The sequence below is a fragment of the Carboxylicivirga taeanensis genome (assembly GCF_051851475.1).
GTDB classification, from domain to species: Bacteria; Bacteroidota; Bacteroidia; order Bacteroidales; family Marinilabiliaceae; genus Carboxylicivirga; species Carboxylicivirga taeanensis.
On the sequence record NZ_JBPUSJ010000021.1, the window covers coordinates 1 to 21,809 of the forward strand.

The following is a 21,809-nucleotide window of genomic DNA, read 5'->3' on the forward strand; positions in this document are numbered from 1 at the left end:
CGGGATTCGTAGCGTTTTTGTGAGTCCTTAGCTTCGGCTACCAGCGCCAAATCAGTGATTTGGCTTTAGAAACAAAAAGTTAAAAACAAATACACGGCTTTGACTCAGCTCAATTTGGAAAGATTGTAAGGTTAAAATCCCTCACGACGCAATGCAGCCAAACGTTGTAGCTTATTTGGTACGTTATACAAACATGGTTTACGAAGTTATATAAAGATCGTTTACACTTTTTAGCTTGCAATTTGACTCAAAAATCAGATTGCTATGCCTAGGAAAGACACGACAACTATGGAACAAAAAGTAGCGTTTATTTGTGAATGGAATTCAGGAAAATATACCATCACAGAATTATGCAAAGCCTTTGGCATTTCAAGACCCACTGGCTATAGATTGATATCCAGGTATGAAAAACATGGCATACAAGGCTTATTAGAGCAGTCTAATAAGCCCATAAATCATTCTAACCGGACTAAAGCAGAGGTTGAGGAAAAGATCCTAAGTCTAAAGAAAAAGCATGATAAATGGGGTGCTAAGAAGCTACATACATTGTTGTTTAAATATTTTGCAGAAAAAGATATTCCATCGATTATAACGGTACAGAACTTACTCTCAAGGCATGGTTTAGTCTGTCCGCAAAAACTGTTAAGAAGGGTTAAACCAGTGCATCCTATTTTTGCGCCCAAAAGAAAAAACATACTACCACCGTTATTTTGTACCTTTATGTAATGAACCTCAATAAAAGTAAGATATGGCTACTTTACAAACTATTAAATCATGGTTCTACCCTGTTACGCCGTTAACGGTTGTAACACCTTTTAGCATTGTTATTGCTATTTATGCTATCTACCTTGGTTTTACTCTTGAGAGTCCTGCAATTATTTATCCCATTATAATTGTGCCTATCACAGCGCTTATTGTTGGCTTGTACGTTTTAGACCGAATCCTTATAAAAAAACTTTTTTCATATTATATACTCATTATAGCAGAACTGGTATTGCTGGCCGGTCTTTATTTACAAATTAATTATGCGAATAATACAACCGATATTCATATAACAACTGATCAAGATTATATTTTCGTGCTGTATGATGCCCATGAGAATTCCATGGACCGCTTCAAAAAAAAAGGCTTCTTTAGCAAAGAGCTGCTGATTAATGGTAACATTATACACTTGGATTCATCATTGCGTTATAGAGACGATATACGCGTCTTCCCTCCCGATAGTTGGATGGGTAGTTATGAAGAACATGGTAACTACTTTTATAAGGGAGACACAATACCTTACATATACAAGTTAAGAAGTCGACAAGAGAATGAATATGCACGTACTCAACAAACATATATTGACAGCTTACTGACTCTGGCATTGCAAAATAAGTAAGTATACCCCGAACCGTTGTAGTGCATTCCCCACATCTCGCAAAAGGCAAGATTAAATTCTTCAGCTAACGTGCAAATTTAAAGGGAATTGTGAAATTTAAAATTTGACGTTAGTCACAATTCCCCACATCCCGCAGAAAAAGCAGAATTAAATTCTTGAGCTAACGAGAGGAGGGAACTGCGGCTTTTAAAATTTGCCTTATTTTAGAAGCGACTCTATGTAAGGCCGTTTTTAAAATGGTGCTTCACAAGCCCGCGCGTTCATTCTGGTTGAGATGTAAAAAGCCTCTGAAGTAGAGATTCAGAGGCTTGTAGATAAATTCAGTGGTGGTGTCGATTTTTCGTCAACCCCGTTCACAATAATTTTCAAGTCAAAGTTACATTTCCTTAGAGTCATATTTAAAAATTTAAAGGAGTTTATTTATGGTAAGGAAAAAAGTAATGGAGCTTGAAATTATTAATGCTAAAGCAGCGGGAATTGATGTTGGTAGTCGCTCACATTATGTAGCGGTAGGTCAATCCCTACAAGATGTTAAAGAATTTGGCGTTTATGCTGAAGATTTAACAACACTCTGTGAGTGGTTATTATCCTATGATATCACCACAGTTGCAATGGAAAGTACCGGTGATTACTGGCAAAATCTATTTACTGAACTGGTAAAACATGGAATAGATGTTACTTTGTGTAATGGAAAATTTACAAAGCACCCAAAAGGCAAGAAGACCGATGTAAAAGACTGTCGCCATATTCAAAAGCTTCATGCATTAGGCTTATTGACAAGTAGTTTCTTGCCGGATGAAGTAACAGAAAAGCTAAGGACTTATACACGTCAAAGAAACAATATGCTGAGTTTAGCTTCTGCAGCCTCCCGGAAGATGCAGAAGTATCTTAAGTTCTTAAATTTTCGATTGGATGTAGTGGTAAAAGATGTGTGTGGACTTACAGGATTAAAAATTATTGAAGATATCTGTAAAGGTAATTTAGATCCATATTTATTGGCGGAGCATCGTCATTATAATTGTCGTAAATCAAAAGAAGAAATAGCTAAAGCTTTGCATGGCAATAACAGAGAAGATTTTCTATTTGGATTAAAGCAGGAGCTTGAGAGCTACCAGTTTTTTCAGAAGAAGATCAAAGCATGTGATAAAGAGATTACCCGTTTCGTAAAAGAAGAGATAAAGAAAACACCACGTAAGCAAAAACTCAAGACATCCGATAAACCTTATAAACGCGTTAATAAAAATGCCCCTGCCATCCCAAATCTAAATCAAATAGCTTTTCAATACTTTGACGGAGTAGACCTGATGGCTATTGAAGGCTTAAGTCATGCCACAGTTATGGCAATTATGAGTGAAATTGGCCCTGATGGGTTTGAGAAATTCAGAACATCCAAAGAGTTTGTTTCCTGGTTAAGGTTGGCACCCAATAACAAGATATCCGGAGGAAAGGTATTGAGCAGTAAAACTCCTAAGGGTAGTAATCGATTAAAAATAGCTTTACGACAAGCTGCCAATGCAATGGGAAACCTCAAAGACACTCATTTGTCAGATTTCTTTAATCGGGTTGCATACAGAAGAGGACGTCAAGCTGCAGTTAGCGCAACTGCCAGAAAACTTGGTGTAATAATTTGGACAATGGTAACTAAAAAGGTTCCATATTCACCACCTAATGAATACCTGTTTTTGGACCAGAAACGGAAGATGAAACTGGTCACTAGAATTTAAAAAAACATGGCTAAGTTTGATATCAAACCTGATGACATAGGTTTTGTAACGGCCTAATATTGAGGTTTGTGATTTTACGTTAGTCACAATTGTGTCACGTCCTAAAAAAGTTAGTTATAAAACGAAACTGTAAACATTATAAACTCTTTATTAAAATTTACACATAAAAATAATGGATATAAGAACACAAGTGATAAAGTTGAATTGGAAATATAAAATTGTCTATTCAATCCTTATTGGATTAATATATTCAGGAGTTTTATGTCTACTTGATTACTTTACAGGTAATAACCTACAAAGTGTCAAAGAGTATATTATTCATGGTATCGTTTTCGGATTCCTAATGGGTTATGTGTTTACCCGCCTACTTATTAGTGAGAAGTTTGGGCGAAGATCTGCTCGAATATTTGGTATTAAACCAGAATTAAATGAGGGTGAAGAAATTGAGGTTGAAGGTCCTACGAACTTATTTAGAGGAATTGAAGGAGTTGAAGGAAAAATATTCTTAACCAACACAAAACTTATTTTCAAATCACATAAAATCAATATTCAGAAAGGTCAAGCAGAAATAGAATACCATGATATTAAAGAAATTGTTAAAAGAAAAAACAGCAACGCTCATGAATAATGGTGTTAGAATTATAACAAATGATGACACTGAATATGATTTTGTTGTTAACGAAAGAGATACATGGATTGAAATAATAAATAAATAGCGCACTACAAAACGCTGCCATAGCGCATTTCGGGATTAGTACCATTTTGATAAGTCTTTCGCTTCGGCAACCATCACCAAAGAGTGATTAGGCTTTAGAAATGAAAAGCAAACATAGGCATAGGCTCCGTTTAACTTGGAAGTTTTGTAAGGTTATATCACTTTTTGTTTCATGCGGCCAAACCGTTAAAGCGCATTTTAAAATAATCTGATTTGTAAATGATTTTGTAGTGCGTAATATGTAAATTCATCTATACTAAAAAGACTTAAAAATGAAATTATCCATCGGTTTAGGTTTCTATTTGGTCTTTGAGTTATTTTGTCATACTACTATGTCAGCGCAGGACCAAAACCTTATAAAGCGAAGTCTAATTGCTGAAAATAATAAACACCGTGCTATACAATTTGGCATCATGCTTCCTTCCTCATATGATAATAATAATACTTATCCTGTTCTGTATTATTTACATGGCTTAAATGGATTTTATGCTGACTGGAAAGCACAGAATGTAGCTGAATTTTTTACAACACATTCATTAAATAGTGAACTTCCAGAATGTATTTTAGTTTTTCCTGACGGGGGTGAAGGTTTCTGGTGTGACCATTATGACCAAGATCCATTATTAGAAAAGGAAATAGTTGAATTTCTAATTCCGTTTGTTGACGAAAATTACAGCGTGGATACAACAAAGAGATTAATTATGGGATGGTCAGTAGGAGGCTTTGGCGCGATGAATCTTTTTTCTCAGCATCCCGAGTTATTTAAAGCAGCTATTTCACTTGATGGACCAATGACGTCCTGGGAGGAATTTATAGCTCTTCAAGGAGTAAGGCCTAGGATAGTCAACAATTCTGATTATTTCTATGAGAATGCCAGTCCGAATAGATCGATTGTGCGCAACAGTAATGCTATTAAAGAAAAGCAGGATACAACAATTTTTCTGGCAGCAGCATTTTTGGTAAAATATCATCAAAATCTACTTTCAATTCTCGAAGGACAAGAGATTCCCTATAAATACATAGAATTGAGCTGCCCGCATGAGTTTGGATGTGTATTTTCAGAAATAAGTGACGATTTAGTATTTTTTCTTTCAAAAGCACTTAAATAAAACTCTCAAGTGACTTTAGTAATAGTTAAAAAAGCGCTTTAAAGCGTACTATAAGGCATGGCTGGGGTTGTGCGGATTCGACAAGTCTAATACCGACCCCAAACCAGCGTTGTGATGCATTCCCCACATCAAGTAAAAGAGAAGAATATATTCTTGAGATAACATGTAAATTTTAAGTAAATTGTAACATTACTCACAATGGATTTACAAATTGGAATAAAATATTAGAACATGAAAAATATATTAATCATTTTTCATTTTTTTTATTCAATTCATATACAAGCTTCAACAGTTGATACTGTAATTGTATTCAGTAATTCAATGAAAAAGGATATTAAAAATGTTGTAATAATACCTGATAGTTATAAAAATAATGGTCAACCATGGCCTGTACTATATGGTTTGCATGGGCACGGTGGAGATTATAGTTCTTGGGTAAATCATTTTCCTGTTTATAAAGAATTTGCAGACAAATATAAAATTATAATTGTGTTTCCTGACGGACAAAATAGCTGGTATATTGACAGTCCAGTTGATAGTACCTATAAATATGAGACCTATTTAAGTAAAGAACTTATTTATTTTATTGATAAAAGATATAATACAATAGCTAACAGAAGCGGACGAATAATATTTGGAGCAAGTATGGGTGGACATGGGGCATTTTATCTTGCATTCAGAAATTCGGCAGTATGGAGTGCTGCTATAAGTTTAAGTGGAGCACTTGATTTACGTCCTATTCCTAAATTAAATATAAGTGAGAATGATTTCAATATATCTGAACGCATTGGCAATAAAGATGTCTATCCTGAAAATTGGGAATTGTACTCTGTAATAAATTTAATCCCAGAATTAAATACAAACGAAAACAATCTAGAGTTATTCATGAGTTGTGGATATGATGATTTTCTTTATGAAATGAATAATAGTTTTCATAAGGCACTACTAAAAAATGGCATTTCTCATGTTTATATGGAAATGCCAGGGGACCATTATTCTATGGAGTATTGGTCAAATGCGATAAAATATCAATTTGTATTTATTAAAAATCACCTAAAAAGATATTACCGCAGTACAACACGCTGCCATATTGTATAGCAGGGGTCAACACCGCATCATGGGGCAGGTCGTTGTGCAACATAAAGTCGCCTCCTAAAAAGCGAAATTACGAAAATACACTCCATAACTTATAATCATGTTAAATATAAAAGCATGATCGATCAATGTAAGTGGTAAATTAAAGATGATCCATCATGATATAGTATTGTTCGTTAATGATTTAAATCATTTTAAGTGAATATTCAATCGAAATTGAAGATGTTTTTTAGCTGGGAATAATATCACCTCTTAATAAAAGGAACGAATATCGTAACCAATAATATAAAATTTTAAAAAGGATAATACATGAATAAATTTAAACCCTTATGACTCTTCTTTATAATCATTTTCACTGCACTTTCCTGTAGCAAAGGAGGTGATGAGGATTTAGTTGAGCTGGAAATGAATGATTTACACCTGGTTACTGGATTAACCACTACAGATGCCATGGGTTTTCCTATGAAAACCTATGGGAATTCCAATGACTCTGACCGAAAAGATTTCAATGACAATGAAGGATATATAGGAGGGGGCACTTATAATTATGCTTTTTACCCAAATCCATTTTCTGACGTATTAATAATCTCAAGCACCCAAAAAATAGAATCTGTATGGATTGTTAAAGGGGAAGCTACTTCGGCTTATCAGGATATTAATTTTTCTGATTATTTTAAAACTGAAGTATTAGACACTGTTGGAATCAATGAAAAAAGTCTACTAATGTTTAACAATCTGAATGCAACAAAAGAGCTGAATATAAATCTATCTGATAAAATTGATGATGGCATCTATAAAATAATAGTTAAGACAGAAGAGGCTTCTTTATTCTGGTTTTCAATAATTAAATCGAATGAAGATTTAAAAACGATTGAGGATATATATTTTCCATGGTAAGATTTTAAAAGGGACAGCCTATCATAGTGCTATTTAGTAGTCCAAATCCTTTGTGATGAGTAATTCAAAGAACTGAATATTGGGGAAGCTCATTGTGCTTGCATTCCAAAAAGGACAGGTTCAAAAAGAATAGAAAATGAGATTTGAAGAAATATATCAAACTTCTAAAATTATCCTCACAGAAGGAGCATTGGTGGAAAGGTTAAAAGCAGAATTTAACGCCAAACTGGACGATTGGATTAATCATGCAGGCTTACTTTATACTCACCCTTCATCACTGGAGTTTTTATATAGGCAATACATTGAAATCGGGCAGAGATTTGATTTGCCAATAATGATTATGACTCCAACGCGAAAGGTGAATATTGAGTCCTTAAAAAGTTCACAGTTCAGTGATAAGAACCTATTTTATGATTCTTGTGACTTTTTGAATCGGATAAAAAATAGTTACAACAAGTATTCCGAAAAGATCCTTGTTGGGGGATTATTAGGTTGTAAGGGCGATGCCTACAGCGGAGAAAAAGTTCTTGGGATAAAAGATGCTTATCTTTTTCACAAACAACAAACATCCCAGTTTATTGAAAAAAACATTGATTTTCTATTTGCGGGAATAATGCCCGAAATAAATGAAACGATTGGTATGGCAAAGGCTATGGCTGAAACCCGTATCCCTTATATTATAAGTTTCATGCTAAGAAAAGACGGTTGCTTAATGGATGGAACCTCCTTATCTAAAGCGATTGAAATAATAGATAACGAAGAATTTAGCAGCCCGGTTTGTTATATGACAAATTGTATTCATCCTACCAACTTAATCCATGGATTGGTTGAAGCCGTAAATAAAGACAGCCCTTTTCTAAAGCGTTTTAAAGGCATCCAATCTAATGCATCTATTTTGACACCAGAAGAGCTCAATAACTGCAATATACTTAAGCAAGATGATTTTGAAAAAATAATTAGCGAGATGTGCTTCTTGCAGAATGACTTTAATTTCAGAATCTTTGGCGGTTGCTGTGGTACAAACAACGAGTTTATGAACGCGCTGGCAGAAAAATTAACAAGTACAATGCACGATATTGATTGCATAAGGTTCTGCTTTATCCTGATAGGATTCCTAATGTAAAGTCCTCATAAAGAAGAGTTTGCATATTATCGTAAAATACAAAAGCCTGTAAGTTAAAAACTTACAGGCTTTTGTAGTGATCCCGAAGGGACTCGAACCCCTAACCTCCTGGGCCGTAACCAGGTGCTCTATCCAATTAAGCTACGGAACCTTTTTTGTGCTTTGTTTGTGAACCATTGTTCTCAAATGCGGTGCAAAGAAAGGTCATTTAGTTGATATTCGCAAATAAAAAGTGATAAAAAAACTATAAAAAGGAGTGATGGCGGGATGTGTAGAAGGGGAGACAGTGCTTAATGTATTAGTTATGAGTTATTCCTAATTCATTGGCTCTTCCAACAAAAAATTGCTTTCAATGATGATAATTGAGGTTTACGGCAATACTGCTGACAGTTGATACGAATACCTCCATTCTCATAAATTGCAAATTTTATCCTGGATGTGCGGAATTTTGTTGCAGGAAATTCTGTCACAATTTCATGTAATGATCTATGGCAGATTCCTCCTCATAATGAAGCCCTCTTTTGGTGCGAATAGGCATTCATTAATCTATATACTGTATACTTCGTAGATTAATTTTATGGCTGTAAATATCTGAATGATTGAATGATGATGAGCATTAAGCCACTTGCGGGTCTGTTTATCAAGCGCATGAGCGTGGGGGGTGATTAATTTTACATAAAGAAAGTCAAACCGGCTTGTTGAGCGTTAAATTATTTTCCCAAATGAGAAAACCAGGTTTGAAAATCAAATAGTAGAATTAAATCAACTCGTTGCTAATTTAGTACTCCAACTTGTTAGAAATAAAAACTATAACTCTTGCAGCATCAAAATACAACTTCTATAAGCTGTTACTTCTGACATATTTAAGTCATGAAGAACCCAAGTAGGATGAAAATCCTTGAACAAATTTGTAAAAATATACCATCGCATGTTGAGTTAATGGGGGCTTATAATCGGGTGATTATCTGAATGTTTATGGTGTAATAAAATTACTCTATCGATTATTATAAGAATAAAGGATAAACAAATCTGAATAGCGCTTGTTTACGAAGTGGTATTTTGCAATGTAGAGGTTACAATTTGCGAAAACATTTCAGTAAAAAGTTTGTTTTAAAAACGAAATTTAGATTTGATAAAAATAAGCCAAAAGCTTTGGCTGAATTGAGGTAAGTATTAAAATAATAACGATAAGCATATGTCAACATTCGAAATTTTAATGCCGAAAATGGGCGAGAGTGTCGAAGAGGCAACTATTACTAAATGGTTTGTTTCTGTTGGAGATACGGTTCAGGAAGATGATGTTTTATTAGAAATTGCAACTGATAAAGTAGACTCGGAAATACCATCACCTGTTGCAGGAACTATAAAAGAAATTAAGTACGAAGTAGATGATGTTGTGGCTGTCGGACTGCCAGTTGCCGTCATTTTGCTGGAAGGAGAAGAGGATACTGAGGAAGAGGCACCACCTGCCAAAGAAACTGCACAAAAACAGCCCGAGGATGAAGGAAACGCCAATTCGCCAGCCGATGAGAATAAAGAGGAGAAGTCGATCAACGCTGAATCTGATCGCTTTTATTCGCCGCTTGTTCGCAGCATGGCTGCGCAGGAGGGAATAAGTGCGCAGGAATTGGAGCAGATTGAAGGCTCCGGCAAAGATGGCCGTGTAACCAAGTCTGATATGCAAAAGTACATTGCTAATAGAGGGCAGCAGGTAAACGATAAACCAACTGAGTCTGCAAAGCTTAATAAGCAAGAAAAGGCCCCATCAGCAGCACCTAAGGAGCATAAAGTACAGGTTTCTGTTTCTGCTAACGACGAAATAGTTGAAATGGGGCGCATGCGCAAGCTAATTGCCGATCATATGGTAATGTCTAAGCAAGTATCGCCGCACGTAACCAGCATTGTGGAGGCCGATGTTACCAACATGGTACTGTGGCGCACCAAAATGAAAGATGCTTTCCTAAAAAAGTACGGGGAAAAGATTACCTACATGCCCATCATAACGGAAGCGGTTGCTAAAGCACTGCGTGATTTCCCAGGTGTTAACGCATCCGTGGATGAAGACAAAATAATTCTGCGTAAAAATGTAAATATTGGTATGGCTGTTTCTTTGCCTTCGGGCGATTTAATCGTACCCGTTATCAAGCAGGCCGATCAAAAGAACCTGGTTGGTTTAACAGGAGAAGTTAATCGCTTGGCAAATGACGCAAGAGCTAATAAACTTTCACCCGATGATATTCAGGGAGGTACATTCACCATCACCAATTTTGGCTCGTTCAAAAACATTATTGGTACGCCAATTATTAACCAGCCACAGGTGGCCATACTAGCCACCGGATCTATCGAGAAAAAGCCGGCGGTTATTGAAACACCAACAGGCGACGTCATTGGTATACGTCACAAAATGTTCCTGTCCTTATCATACGATCATCGCATCGTCGATGGTGCTTTAGGTGGAGCTTTCCTGCGCCGAATTGGCGATTATCTGGAGGCATTCGATATTAATAAAGAACTTTAATAATTATAATCAACCGAAAATTGTGAGGGCTTGCTATCGCAGGCCTTTGCAATAGTTTCGCAATAATATTTTTAACATGAGTGATATTCCTAAGATACATTCCATCAAGAAAACAGATAAGGAGACCTTGTTAAAATGGTACCGCGTCTTGTTTTTAGGACGGACACTTGATGAGAAAGCACCTAATTACCTGAAGCAAGCAATTGGTTGGTCGTACCATGCACCAGCTGCTGGACACGATGGTATTCAGCTGGCTATCGGACAAGTGTTTGATCGGACAAAAGATCATTTATTTCCCTATTACCGTGATTTAGTGACCAATGTTTCGGCCGGTTTAACGGCTGAGGAAATCATCTATAATGGAATTTCCAAAGACACAGATGTGGCCGGCGGAGGTCGTCACATGTCCAATCACTTTGCCAAGCCAGAATGGAACATACACAACGTTTCGTCATGCACGGGTAATCATACTCTGCATGCGGTTGGTATAGCACGCGCCATTAAAACATATGAAGCCAAAGGGGTAGCCATCAGTTCACAAGGCGAATCTTCTGTTTCTGAAGGTTACGTATACGAGGCCATTAACGGAGCCTCAAAAGAACAATTACCCGTTGTATTTGTGTTTCAGGATAATGGATATGGTATTTCGGTACCTAAGAAAGATCAAACGGCGAATCGAAAAGTCGGTAAGAATTTCGAAAGCATGAAGCATTTGCGTGTTATGTACTGTAACGGTAAAGATGTGTTTGATTCGATGAATACCATGCTCGAAGCCACCAAATGGGCAGAGGAGAACCAGGAGCCGGTTATTGTTCAGGCTAACTGTGTCAGGATTCATTCCCACAGTAACTCCGATCGCCATGAGTTGTATCGCGATGATAATGAACTGGGCTATGTGAAGGAGTACGATCCATTGGCAAAATACCGTCGTTTACTCTTGCGTTACGAGCGAGCAACTGAAGATGAGCTGAAAGCGATAGAAGAAGATGTTGCGGCTGAAGTCAAAGTAGCGCATCGTAAGGGCATGGCAGCGCCAAATCCAACCCCTGAGTCGATTCATGATTTTGTTATCCCTGAGCCCTATACTTCAACCAAATACCCTGAGGGAACGCACAACTTTGATGGAGAGCCGCAAAAGCTTATTCAGGGCTTAAATGAGACGTTGAAGGCTGAATTTCGTCGTAATCCAGACACATATATTTGGGGTCAGGATATCGCCAATAAGGATAAAGGTGGCATCTTTAATGTGTCCAAAGGCATGCAGCAGGAGTTTGGTAAGAAACGGGTTTTTAATGCACCTATTGCCGAAGATTTTATTATGGGTACAGCCAACGGAATGGTACGCTATAATAAAAACATCCGGGTAGTGGTTGAAGGTGCCGAGTTTGCCGACTATTTCTGGCCAGCCATGGAGCAGTTCGTCGAAACCACCCATGAATACTGGCGGACCAAAGGACAATTCTCACCTAACATCACGGTTCGCTTAGCCTCAGGTGGTTACATTGGTGGTGGCTTGTATCATTCGCAAACCATTGAAGGCGCCCTGGCAACGTTCCCTGGTGTACGCATTGTGTATCCATCTTATGCCGATGATGCGGCGGGGCTGCTACGAACCAGTATGCGTTCCGAAGGAATGACCGTTTTTCTTGAGCCGAAAGCATTGTATAATGCGCCCAAAGCAGCTACGCCAATTCCGGATGACTTTGAAGTCCCATTTGGTAAAGCACGCACACGACGCGAAGGCAGCGATTTGAGTATTTTCACTTACGGCAACACCACCCATATGTGTGTGGAAGTAGCTGAGCAGCTTTCGAAAGAAGGATTTGGGGAGGTTGAAGTGATCGATTTACGTTCCATTAGTCCGCTCGATACAGAAGCCATTATACAATCAGTTACGAAAACATCGAAGGCCTTAGTTGTTCACGAAGACAAGGTATTTGGTGGTTTTGGTGGGGAAATTGCAGCTCAAATTACATCCGAAGCCTTTGAATTACTTGACGCACCAGTCAAGCGTGTAGGTTCAACCTTCACACCAGTAGGCTTTAATCGAACATTAGAGGCCGCAGTGCTGCCAGATAATAAGCGAATTATGGAAGCTGCTAAAGAACTGTTAGCATACTAATTTAGAACGTATTAAAATGGAAAAAACAGGTATATTCTATAGTTTCAGATCAGCTAAAACAGCCCAACAGGTTAAAAAAATAGCAAAACTATTGGGGGGTGAAGTAGAAACAGTAGACGTGGACATTGCTACCAGCAGTGATTTCATGAAGTTTACGAATTATATTCTGGCGGTACCAACCTGGTTCGATGGTGAATTGCCAACCTATTGGGATGAGTTCCTACCGTCAATTGAAGACGAAGATTTGAAAGATAAACAGTTTGCAATCTTCGGTGGTGGTGACCAGAAAGGCTATCCGGAAAATTTTGTAGACGGAATTGGTCTGATGGCTGAGTTTATTGAGCAAAGAGGTGGTAAACTGGTGGGCTTTACATCTACCGAAGGGTATGATTTTGAGGACAGTCTGGCTCAACGAGGTGACCAGTTTGTGGGGCTTGCATTGGATATAGAGAACCAGGCCGCGCTTAGCAATGAACGGATTGAAGAATGGGTTAAAACTTTAAAAAAGGAGTTTAAATAACCGTAATATAAGTACAGATAGAACTTAATATAGAGGGATGGCTAGCTTGTATAGCCATCCTTTTTTATGCCAATAAATGAGAGACAAGAACTTTTATACCAATTCCAATCAGTATTATTCCTCCTATCAGCTCAATCTTTGTTCGGAAGATACTGCCTAATTTTAGCCCAATTGTCAGGCCTGCGAAGGAAAAAATAAAGGTTGTTACGCCAATAATAATGGCAGGAAGGCTTATCTCCACATCCAATAATGAAAAGCTAAAGCCAACAGCCAGAGCATCTACACTGGTGGCAAAGCCCAGTGCTGCTACTGTTTTATTACTATAGATATTGATATAGTGTGCGGCTTCCTGATGCTGAAGGGCTTCATACACCATTTTCCCTCCGATAAGGGTCAATAATATAAAGACCACCCAGTGATCGAAATTGCAGATCAGCTCTACGAAGTTAATTCCCAGAAACCACCCCAAAACAGGCATAAGCCCCTGAAACAAAGCGAAAATTAGGCTAATTCGCAGCATAGTCACTGCTTTGAAACGCTTTAATGAAATACCAGCCGTGATCGATACAGCAAATGAATCCATCGCCAGGGCGGAAGCCATTACTACTAAAGTCAGAATATCCATTGTCCAAGTTTGTCAACCGCGAAATTAGTTTTTTCAGTTGAAATAAGAAATAACAATCGGAGGGCTTTTTATTGAACAATAATTAATCCATCTAGAATCTCGTATTCAGTTCCACTTCGGATACCATCTAATAAATCATGAAATTTAGATCTGCAGCCTGTAACCATGGTCAAATCAGCCAGTTGATGAATATTCAGCAGTTTGAACGTGATCTTTTACACTTGTGAACTTAGTAGGGCAGAAAATATAAATGACTCCAAGCATAAATTCAAATTAATCAAAAGGAGAGGGGTTACGGATGTAATATAGTACACTCGCGAAGTACGATTACATTTGTAAATAGCTCTAAAACGAATGTAATCGTAGCTAAGTATTATATAATGGTTTAATCGTGTATTGAAAAATAACTCCAGCATCAGCACAGGCAGCTATAAATATCAATGTATAAGTAATACAAAAATCACCCAATCAGTGTTTTATGTAGTTCATTTAAAGTTAAAAATAAATAACTCCAAGCTTTAGTTGCATAAATATGCAGAAACGCAGGTTTCAAGGGTATGCAATTATGTCTATTAGCCTTAAAACCAGTGTTCTACAGTAAGTAATTAAAGTAATAAATTCACCTTATACATAGATAGTTAGTTTCCAAGTATTTATAAATATCAGGCAGCGATAATAGAGGCTCTAATTCGTCCACTTTTTGTAGATTAACTGTTTGCTTACATAAGGCATCAAACCCTTACTTTTATTAGCAATAGCAGACTTAACTTAGAGTAATAATTAAAGACGATCTGTCCGCGCTAAGTACGCTTCTATTTACGTTCACTAATTACCAACCTGTTGATAAGGAGGAAAAGATTTTTAGTCAATTACATTTGTAATATTCATTAAGGCTGCTTACATTTGTAGACACATATAGTAAGTGTCAAATGTGAATTGTCAACTTTGAGGTTAATTTACACTTGTAATATACATTGTGACTTGTTCCAATTTAAATTTGTTAACTCATGAAAGAACGTATTGAGGCCATTATCCGACATGAACGCTTAACACCATCGCAGTTTGCAGATGCCATTGGTGTGCAGCGCTCAGGTATTTCACATATCTTATCAGGACGTAATAAGCCCAGTTTGGATTTTCTGGACAAGTTGCTAGCGCGCTTTCCCCACATTAGCGGAGATTGGCTGATTACAGGTCAAGGATCGCTTCTTAAGAGCTCACAAAGGGGAGTAAGCGAAGAAACTCAAATAAGTATGCAGCTCACCGAGGAACTGCCTAAAAAAAGCTTTAAAGTGCCAAAAAAGGAAGTGCAGAAAGAGGAGGCTCCGTCTGAGCCATCCCTGCAAGCACCTAAAAGTACGGCCTCTGAGGTTATTCCTGGCATCGGGGCACAAGAAGGCAAGCGAATCGAAAGAGTGATCGTTTTTTATACCGATAAAAGCTTTTCAGAATACAGACCGGAATAGACTTAGCCCGGTTTTGGAATTTTATAGGTTCATTGAACCTTTGGAAATACTTGTTCTATGTATGTTTACCCGGTAGACGCTGTACTCTGAAAACTTGTTCTGTACTATCGGGGATATTAATAGTTTTTTGGTATCTTTGTGCAATTTTAGGCTTGTTACATATGTAAACAATGAGCCTGTTGATACTGCATATAACTTGTAATTAAGATACATGAAGAAGTACATCGACGATTTTAAGGTCATCAAAAATGAACGCTTAAATAACGAGTATGTCATTCTCACGCTTAAACATCCGGCAAAACTCCCTGCCATGTTGCCTGGGCAGTTTGTTGAAGTGCGTGTGGATAAAGCACCCAACACCTTTCTAAGGCGGCCCATTTCAATTCATGATGTAGATACGGAGAAGAACACTATGAAGCTGCTGGTGCAGGAAATTGGTGAAGGAACACGAATAATGGGAAAACTATCAGAAGGTGATGTTTGTAACCTGGTTTACCCACTTGGAAACTCTTTTTCTCTACCGGATAAACCTCGTGTTCTTCTGGTCGGTGGAGGCTGCGGCATCGCACCGCTTTTATTTATGGGACGTCATCTGAAAGCGAATGGCATTGAGCCACAATTTTTACTTGGTGCCCGTTCAAGCGATGGACTAATCGCACTGGATGCTTTTAAGGCCTTAGGAACAGTATATACGACAACTGAAGATGGTTCGGCCGGCACAAAAGGATATGTGATACATCACCCGGTTATGCGCACGCAAACACCTGCAATTGACCATATTTATACGTGTGGGCCGGAAGCCATGATGAAAGTCGTAGCTAAGTATGCTCGTAATCACGCTATTAAGTGCGAGGTTTCACTCGAAAATCACATGGCATGTGGCTTTGGTGCCTGTTTATGTTGCGTTGCAGACACCCTGGACGGGCATAAATGCACCTGTACCGATGGCCCAGTTTTTGACTCAACTTATTTAAAATGGTAGATTTAAGAATAGATTTAAACGGATTAGAACTTAAGAATCCTGTGATGACTGCATCCGGAACCTTTGGGTATGGAGAGGAGTTCATGGATTTTCTCGATATAAGCAAGCTTGGAGGTGTTCTGGTAAAAGGAACCACGCTGGAGCATCGTGAAGGTAATGCTTACCCTCGAATGGCCGAAACACCAAAAGGGATGTTAAATGCAGTAGGCCTGCAGAATAAGGGCGTTCATTACTTTGCTGAGCACATCTATCCGCGCATAAAAGACTACAAAACCAATATGTTGGTGAACGTTTCAGGGTCAACCATTGAGGACTATATAAAAACAGCTGAAGTGGTTAACGAACTGGAGCATATACCGGGGATTGAACTGAATATTTCCTGTCCGAATGTTAAGGAAGGTGGCATGGCTTTTGGCACAAGTTGCCCATCTGCGGTTTCAGTGGTTGAGGCTGTCAGAAAAGTGTACAAAAAGCACTTAATGGTCAAGCTATCGCCCAACGTAACTAATATTGCTGAAATTGGGGCGGCAGTGGAAGGAGCTGGTGCCGATTCTATCTCCTTAATTAATACACTACTCGGCATGGCCATCGATGCGAAAACGCGCAGACCTGTATTATCAACAATTACCGGTGGATTATCCGGGCCTGCTGTTAAGCCCATCGCTTTGCGCATGGTGTGGCAGGTGGCTCAGGTCGTTAACGTACCAATTGTTGGTATGGGTGGGATTATGAATACAAATGATGCCGTAGAATTTATGCTTGCCGGAGCGTCTGCTATACAGGTGGGTACCGCTAACTTCATTGATCCATGTGTGACTGAAAAGATTGTAAATGGTCTGGAAGTATATTGTCAGGAAAATGGCTTTGAAAAAGTGAGTGATCTTATTGGAGCCTTAGAAGTCTAGAAACAGAAAAAGCGAACAAAATAAATACTTAGAGTTCATCAATAGTGGTGGACTCTTTTTTTGTGCCTACTCGTTACATCTGTAAAAAGGATTATTGATTTCGCTATTATACAGATGTAAACCTTTAATTAGTCGTTAATTTACATGCGTAACCAACCCATCAAAGAGCTGTACCTGTTGAAATATATAATGAGCAGATGAATCCGAAAGGTTCTATAATTGACATAAACAGCTAATCTGTTGCATTGCTAAACGAAAAGTAAACTATTGGATGCAACTCTTTATCTGCCTGTTTTTTTTGCTGCCATTTGCAGACTGTTAGATACAAAAAAAGCCCCATTAAATGGGGCTTCTGTGACTCAGCAGGGATTCGAACCCTGGACCCACGCCTTAAAAGGGCGTTGCTCTACCAGCTGAGCTACTGAGTCATCTTTTGCTTTTGCGGTTGCAAATATAGAGCATCTCGTCTATACAGCCAAAAAAAATTACCTAAAAAGTACAATTTATTATCCCTAATTATTCAAAGTATTTAGCTACTGGCATTTAGAAACTGATCTTTTTTAGCCCGCAAGTTGATTATTGGTTTAAAGTGCTTACGAATTGTAGTCCACTTTTGTGGATACTGCTCCAATAGCTGAAGTATACGCACCTTATTTTTGCGCAGAGCATCCGAAATAGCCGGAGCTGAGATGGGTTTCACCATATTTGCTCCAACTTCAGCACTTGTAATGGCCTGATCTTGCCGGTAGAGGCTTACCGCAGCTTCTTCCAGCCGATCAAGCAGCAAAATAACTTTCGACTGCCTGCTGGTCGGTTCGGCTTTCGGTGCATTCACAGCCTGTTCTTTTGTTGGTGAAATCATTAAGTAGGCTGCTTCTATGGTGAGGTCATCACCAGGTGTTACCGGGTATAGTTTACATATGTAATCAATACAGTTGTCAATTGCTTCTTTGCTTATTTCGTAATTGTCACTGGCAGTTAAAAGTTTTGTCCTTGCAGCGTCTGATATAACATAATTAACACCGTCTCTTTTGCTTAAATCTAAAAGATAAGTATCCAGCCAATCATTTTTCCAGGTCAACAGTTCATCTTTGTCTCGATCACTACCCATCTGATTGGCTTCTAGTATTTTGAGGGTCTGCTGCCTGAAACTACTTGCCTCATGCTGCACGTTGTAGAAATTGTTTAGTGAGACAGATGCAAATTGAGTGGCCATATTACCAATAATGGCTTTGTGCGATGTCTCTAATTGCGTCTGTCCGTTGCTGATACCAAAATTACTGCAATCGTCTCTGAAAAACAGATAGGATATTAATGGTATTTCTTCGTACATATTACGGACTTGCAGCACCAGGTATAGGGATTCAGAGAAGAGATCCAACTGATTAATGCTAAGGCGCTCTTTGTTAATAAAAGGCAGAAGCTCAGGTCGTAGCCATTGGTAGGCTGTTCTTTCTTTTATAATAATGCTTAACTCACGTTCTGCTTCCTCTGAAAGGGTGAGCGGCGATATGATACCACGCATATGCTGATTCCACTCCAAACCTTCTATGTGCCCTCTCTGTAAATAAAATATTAGTACCCGATCAACCCCATTCATAAACAGCTTCCACTGCTGCATTAAAAATGCAGCAGGATGCTGAGAAGTAAGTATAGGAGTTGTGTGGTTCATGCAGTAATTGTAATAAAGCAAAAGTACAAAACTTAAGTAGAAAATTAAGTGAATTATTAAGTAATTTATTAAGTTGTTAAGTGCCTTTAAGTCAAAACTTCACCCTTAAAAACTGCTTAATAAGTTCATAAATGATTGATATATAGGTGATATTTGTATTAATACTTCTGCATAAATAAAGTTCAGAGACATAAATAATAAGTAAATAATTAAGTTTTAATGGACTACTTTAATTCTTTAATCGAGCACTTAGCTGAATGGTTCATGCATTTGTTTTTTGATCCCAGCTATTACTGCATGGAAACCGTGCAGGAGGCGTGTATTGAAAATAAGCCGGCAACGCCCCGACTTATTAGTCAGGTAAAAGAACAGGTAGTATCAAACCTGGTCCGAACAAAAGCTGCGCACCCACGAACTTATTTTAATGAGGTGCTCAGTGATGAACTGCAGAGACTGAAAACCTGTGTCAACACAGACTTTAGAAGGTATCTGCAAGCCGAACAGGTACAGTGGTTGTATTGAAAAAGCCACCTGCTAACAGGTGGCTTACTAACAAAGACCGCTAAATTAACTGAGCGGATTAATTAAATATATCTTGCTCTCCGATATAACCTTCTTGTATAACAGTCATTTTTATGTTTTGACTATTGACAACGCTGGCTTGAAGCAGGATGGCCGGTACAAGTCGTTTACCATTATTAACGGTGATATTCATATTGGAAGGCGCTTCACCATTGGCTATCTTAATGGCGGCATTGGCGGCGGCATATGCCAATGATTCAATAGGCTTATAGATGGTAATGGTTTGGTTACCGGCAACAATGTTTCTTACAGCTTGTATATCAGCATCCTGGCCGGCTAATAAAACCTTACCGGCCTTGTTGTATTCCTGAAGGGCTGCAATGGCTCCGGAGGCCAAGGCATCATTGCCGCAAATAACTGCATCCACGTCATTATTATCCTTGAGGTAGCTACTCAGAATGCGGTAAGCTTCATCTGGCAACCAAAAATTACTGAATTCATCAAGCACAATTGAAATGTCTCCTTTGTCAACAAGTGGCTGAAGCACATTCATCCAACCCAGGCGTAAGAGGTAAGCGTTGTAATCAGATGTTGGCCCACTAATCAATATGTAATTCCCGGTTGGCGATATTTTGGTGAGGTAATTAGCCTGTAATTCACCAATGTTAATATTGTCGGTAGAAATGTAGTAATCGAGGTTGCAATTTTTAATCAGGCGATCGTAAGAAATTACCGGAACATAATTCTTATGGGCCAGTTTTACAATTGCCCCTGCTTTCTCTAAATCAACCGGCACAATCACTAAAACATCCACGCCCTCATCTATGAGCTTCTGTGCTTGCTCCATTTGGCGGTCCGCGTTTGAGCCAGCAATCTCAACCAGCGGAATACCTCCCAGTTCTTTTACTTTTTCTTCAAACAATGCCCTGTCTTTGTCCCACCGTTCAACCTCCAGGCTGTCCATAAGAAAGCCCACTTTAGGCTTAACCTCACAGGAGGAAAGAGCAATTAGTCCCAAAAAGCAAATGACACCAATATAGTTAAGGAATTTTATGATGGATGCTGGTAAGGCGCCAATATCCTTCACTGCCATTGACTTGACACGTGTATCGCTCAAGTTGGTAATGGCATGAGCTGTTGTTTTAGCGATTCTTTTCATACCGGATATTTTTGAGGTGGATAAATTTGTATTTAATTTACAAAAATTGCCGGCCAAAGTAAAGTAAATGGCAGGCGATTATCTTATCCACAGACTACTAAAAAGACAAGATATGCTCATTGAAAATCAACATTATAGAACCGTTTGGTACGAAAAAGACAAAAACCGGGTAGCGATGATTAACCAGGTGAAATTGCCTTTTGAGTTTGAGGTGGTTCATTTCGATACTTATAAGGACACTGCTGAAGCCATACGCAATATGACGGTAAGAGGAGCTGGAGCTATTGGCGCTACAGCCGGGTTTGCTATGGCTCAGGCCATTGTAGATGCAGCTAACTGGGAGCAGGTGGTACAGGCAAGAGCCTATATTGAAGCGACCCGCCCGACGGCTGTTAATTTATTTTATGCAACAGCTAAAGTGTTTAATGCTGGAAAAGAGCAGAAAGATTTAGCCGTTAGCATGGCTCAACAAATCGCCGATGAAGATGCTGAAAATTGTCGCCTGATAGGCGAGTTTGGTAATCCTTTGATTCACTCTTCGTGTCGCATATTAACGCATTGCAACGCGGGTTGGTTGGCTTTTGTAGACTTTGGCTCGGCAATTTCTCCAATATATGCTGCCCAAAGAGCTGGCAAGCAGCCTTTTGTTTATGTCGACGAAACCCGTCCGAGAGGACAAGGAGCGCGCCTGACTGCCTACGAGCTATCTCAGAATAATGTTGAACACCGCATTATTGCTGATAATTCGGCCGCCTTTTACATGTCAAAGGGAAAGGTGGATATGGTCATAACCGGTGCCGACAGAATTACTGCCAATGGGGATGTAGCCAATAAAATTGGGACTCTGGAAAAAGCAATTCTAGCCAAAGAGTTCGGAATCCCTTTTTATGTTGCTGCCCCTTTTAGCACGGTTGATTTCAGTACGGCCTCAGGGCAAGATATCATTATCGAAGAGCGCAGTGATGATGAATTACTTTACCACGAGGGACCTGATGCCCAGGGAGTGATGCGAAGAATAAGAATGGCAGCACCGGATTCAAAAGGACTCAATCCGGCTTTTGATGTTACACCTGCCCGCTATATTACGGCGTTTATTACCAATAAGGGGCTAATTCGCCCAGACGACCTGAAAAGTTATAATGAACGGGAGTAGGTATTGATGATGCTTGGTTATAAATTATAAAAAAATAGGGGTGGATAATTTTGATTTAAATTATTTATCCCTATTTTTGAAATGAATTTACTTATTTACAAGCCAAATACTGATGAATTAT

The 21,809-nt window shown here is 38.6% G+C and carries 19 protein-coding genes and 2 tRNA genes; 16 read left to right on the plus strand and 5 right to left on the minus strand.

The window, feature by feature from the left end; translation table 11 throughout:
- Window positions 1-288: 288 nt before the first annotated feature.
- From ACSX1H_RS18080 to ACSX1H_RS18115, 8 genes are all read left to right on the plus strand, one after another.
- On the plus strand, window positions 289-726 hold the full coding sequence (locus tag ACSX1H_RS18080) for a helix-turn-helix domain-containing protein (RefSeq protein ID WP_439185656.1): 438 nt from the start codon (window positions 289-291) through the stop codon (window positions 724-726).
- A gap of 22 nt (window positions 727-748) precedes the next feature.
- A complete protein-coding gene (locus ACSX1H_RS18085) occupies window positions 749-1,381 on the plus strand; it encodes a hypothetical protein (RefSeq protein ID WP_439185657.1) in 633 nt (210 codons plus the stop codon).
- Between the two features lie 422 nt (window positions 1,382-1,803).
- Window positions 1,804-3,105: an IS110 family RNA-guided transposase gene (locus tag ACSX1H_RS18090; protein ID WP_439185658.1), complete on the plus strand. Its 1,302-nt coding sequence runs from the start codon at window positions 1,804-1,806 to the stop codon at window positions 3,103-3,105.
- A gap of 172 nt (window positions 3,106-3,277) precedes the next feature.
- Entirely contained in the window at window positions 3,278-3,733 is a 456-nt protein-coding gene (locus tag ACSX1H_RS18095) for a GRAM domain-containing protein (RefSeq protein WP_439185659.1), read from the plus strand.
- A gap of 359 nt (window positions 3,734-4,092) precedes the next feature.
- On the plus strand, window positions 4,093-4,929 hold the full coding sequence (locus tag ACSX1H_RS18100; RefSeq protein WP_439185660.1) for an alpha/beta hydrolase: 837 nt from the start codon (window positions 4,093-4,095) through the stop codon (window positions 4,927-4,929).
- Window positions 4,930-5,160: 231 nt separating this feature from the next.
- Entirely contained in the window at window positions 5,161-6,027 is an 867-nt protein-coding gene (locus ACSX1H_RS18105) for an alpha/beta hydrolase (RefSeq protein ID WP_439185661.1), read from the plus strand.
- A 402-nt stretch (window positions 6,028-6,429) separates the two neighbouring features.
- On the plus strand, window positions 6,430-6,921 hold the full coding sequence (locus tag ACSX1H_RS18110; RefSeq protein ID WP_439185662.1) for a hypothetical protein: 492 nt from the start codon (window positions 6,430-6,432) through the stop codon (window positions 6,919-6,921).
- 136 nt (window positions 6,922-7,057) lie between these two features.
- Window positions 7,058-8,044 carry a homocysteine S-methyltransferase family protein gene (locus tag ACSX1H_RS18115; RefSeq protein ID WP_439185663.1) on the plus strand — a complete coding sequence of 329 codons (987 nt, stop codon included), beginning with the start codon at window positions 7,058-7,060 and terminating at the stop codon, window positions 8,042-8,044.
- A 77-nt stretch (window positions 8,045-8,121) separates the two neighbouring features.
- Here ACSX1H_RS18115 and ACSX1H_RS18120 read toward each other — a convergent pair.
- Window positions 8,122-8,195, minus strand: a tRNA-Arg gene (locus ACSX1H_RS18120).
- A gap of 1,044 nt (window positions 8,196-9,239) precedes the next feature.
- On the opposite strand from ACSX1H_RS18120, the gene ACSX1H_RS18125 reads away from it, so the two are divergent.
- From ACSX1H_RS18125 to ACSX1H_RS18135, 3 genes are all read left to right on the plus strand, one after another.
- The gene (locus ACSX1H_RS18125) at window positions 9,240-10,562 is read left to right on the plus strand and encodes a dihydrolipoamide acetyltransferase family protein (protein ID WP_439185664.1); all 1,323 of its coding nucleotides are present in this window, start codon (window positions 9,240-9,242) and stop codon (window positions 10,560-10,562) included.
- Between the two features lie 76 nt (window positions 10,563-10,638).
- Window positions 10,639-12,684, plus strand: a complete 2,046-nt coding sequence (locus tag ACSX1H_RS18130) for an alpha-ketoacid dehydrogenase subunit alpha/beta (protein ID WP_439185665.1) — start codon at window positions 10,639-10,641, stop codon at window positions 12,682-12,684.
- Between the two features lie 16 nt (window positions 12,685-12,700).
- The gene (locus ACSX1H_RS18135) at window positions 12,701-13,204 is read left to right on the plus strand and encodes a flavodoxin (protein WP_439185666.1); all 504 of its coding nucleotides are present in this window, start codon (window positions 12,701-12,703) and stop codon (window positions 13,202-13,204) included.
- 64 nt (window positions 13,205-13,268) lie between these two features.
- Here ACSX1H_RS18135 and ACSX1H_RS18140 read toward each other — a convergent pair whose 3' ends face one another.
- Window positions 13,269-13,829: a manganese efflux pump MntP gene (locus tag ACSX1H_RS18140; RefSeq protein ID WP_439185667.1), complete on the minus strand. Its 561-nt coding sequence runs from the start codon at window positions 13,827-13,829 to the stop codon at window positions 13,269-13,271.
- 1,007 nt (window positions 13,830-14,836) lie between these two features.
- On the opposite strand from ACSX1H_RS18140, the gene ACSX1H_RS18145 reads away from it, so the two are divergent.
- The 3 genes from ACSX1H_RS18145 to ACSX1H_RS18155 all read left to right on the plus strand — a co-directional run bounded on the left by ACSX1H_RS18145 (window position 14,837) and on the right by ACSX1H_RS18155 (window position 17,182).
- Window positions 14,837-15,295 (plus strand): helix-turn-helix domain-containing protein, encoded by a 459-nt coding sequence (locus tag ACSX1H_RS18145; RefSeq protein WP_439185668.1) that lies wholly within the window; start codon window positions 14,837-14,839, stop codon window positions 15,293-15,295.
- A 211-nt stretch (window positions 15,296-15,506) separates the two neighbouring features.
- Window positions 15,507-16,277 (plus strand): dihydroorotate dehydrogenase electron transfer subunit, encoded by a 771-nt coding sequence (locus ACSX1H_RS18150; protein WP_439185669.1) that lies wholly within the window; start codon window positions 15,507-15,509, stop codon window positions 16,275-16,277.
- Window positions 16,271-17,182, plus strand: coding sequence for a dihydroorotate dehydrogenase (locus ACSX1H_RS18155; protein ID WP_439185670.1), 912 nt, complete (start codon window positions 16,271-16,273; stop codon window positions 17,180-17,182). Before ACSX1H_RS18150 ends, ACSX1H_RS18155 begins: the two co-directional genes overlap by 7 nt.
- Before the next feature lie 355 nt (window positions 17,183-17,537).
- On the opposite strand, the gene ACSX1H_RS18160 is transcribed toward ACSX1H_RS18155, so the two are convergent.
- Window positions 17,538-17,610, minus strand: a tRNA-Lys gene (locus tag ACSX1H_RS18160).
- A 101-nt stretch (window positions 17,611-17,711) separates the two neighbouring features.
- Entirely contained in the window at window positions 17,712-18,854 is a 1,143-nt protein-coding gene (locus ACSX1H_RS18165) for a hypothetical protein (protein WP_439185671.1), read from the minus strand.
- Window positions 18,855-19,073: 219 nt separating this feature from the next.
- Here ACSX1H_RS18165 and ACSX1H_RS18170 point away from each other — a divergent pair, with 219 nt between their 5' ends.
- Window positions 19,074-19,376, plus strand: a complete 303-nt coding sequence (locus ACSX1H_RS18170) for a hypothetical protein (RefSeq protein ID WP_439185672.1) — start codon at window positions 19,074-19,076, stop codon at window positions 19,374-19,376.
- Between the two features lie 58 nt (window positions 19,377-19,434).
- Here the strand turns inward: ACSX1H_RS18170 and ACSX1H_RS18175 are convergent, their stop codons facing one another.
- A complete protein-coding gene (locus tag ACSX1H_RS18175) occupies window positions 19,435-20,535 on the minus strand; it encodes a substrate-binding domain-containing protein (protein ID WP_439185673.1) in 1,101 nt (366 codons plus the stop codon).
- Between the two features lie 112 nt (window positions 20,536-20,647).
- Here ACSX1H_RS18175 and mtnA point away from each other — a divergent pair, with 112 nt between their 5' ends.
- Window positions 20,648-21,688, plus strand: coding sequence for an S-methyl-5-thioribose-1-phosphate isomerase (gene mtnA / locus ACSX1H_RS18180; RefSeq protein ID WP_439185674.1), 1,041 nt, complete (start codon window positions 20,648-20,650; stop codon window positions 21,686-21,688).
- The last annotated feature ends 121 nt before the right edge of the window (window positions 21,689-21,809 follow it).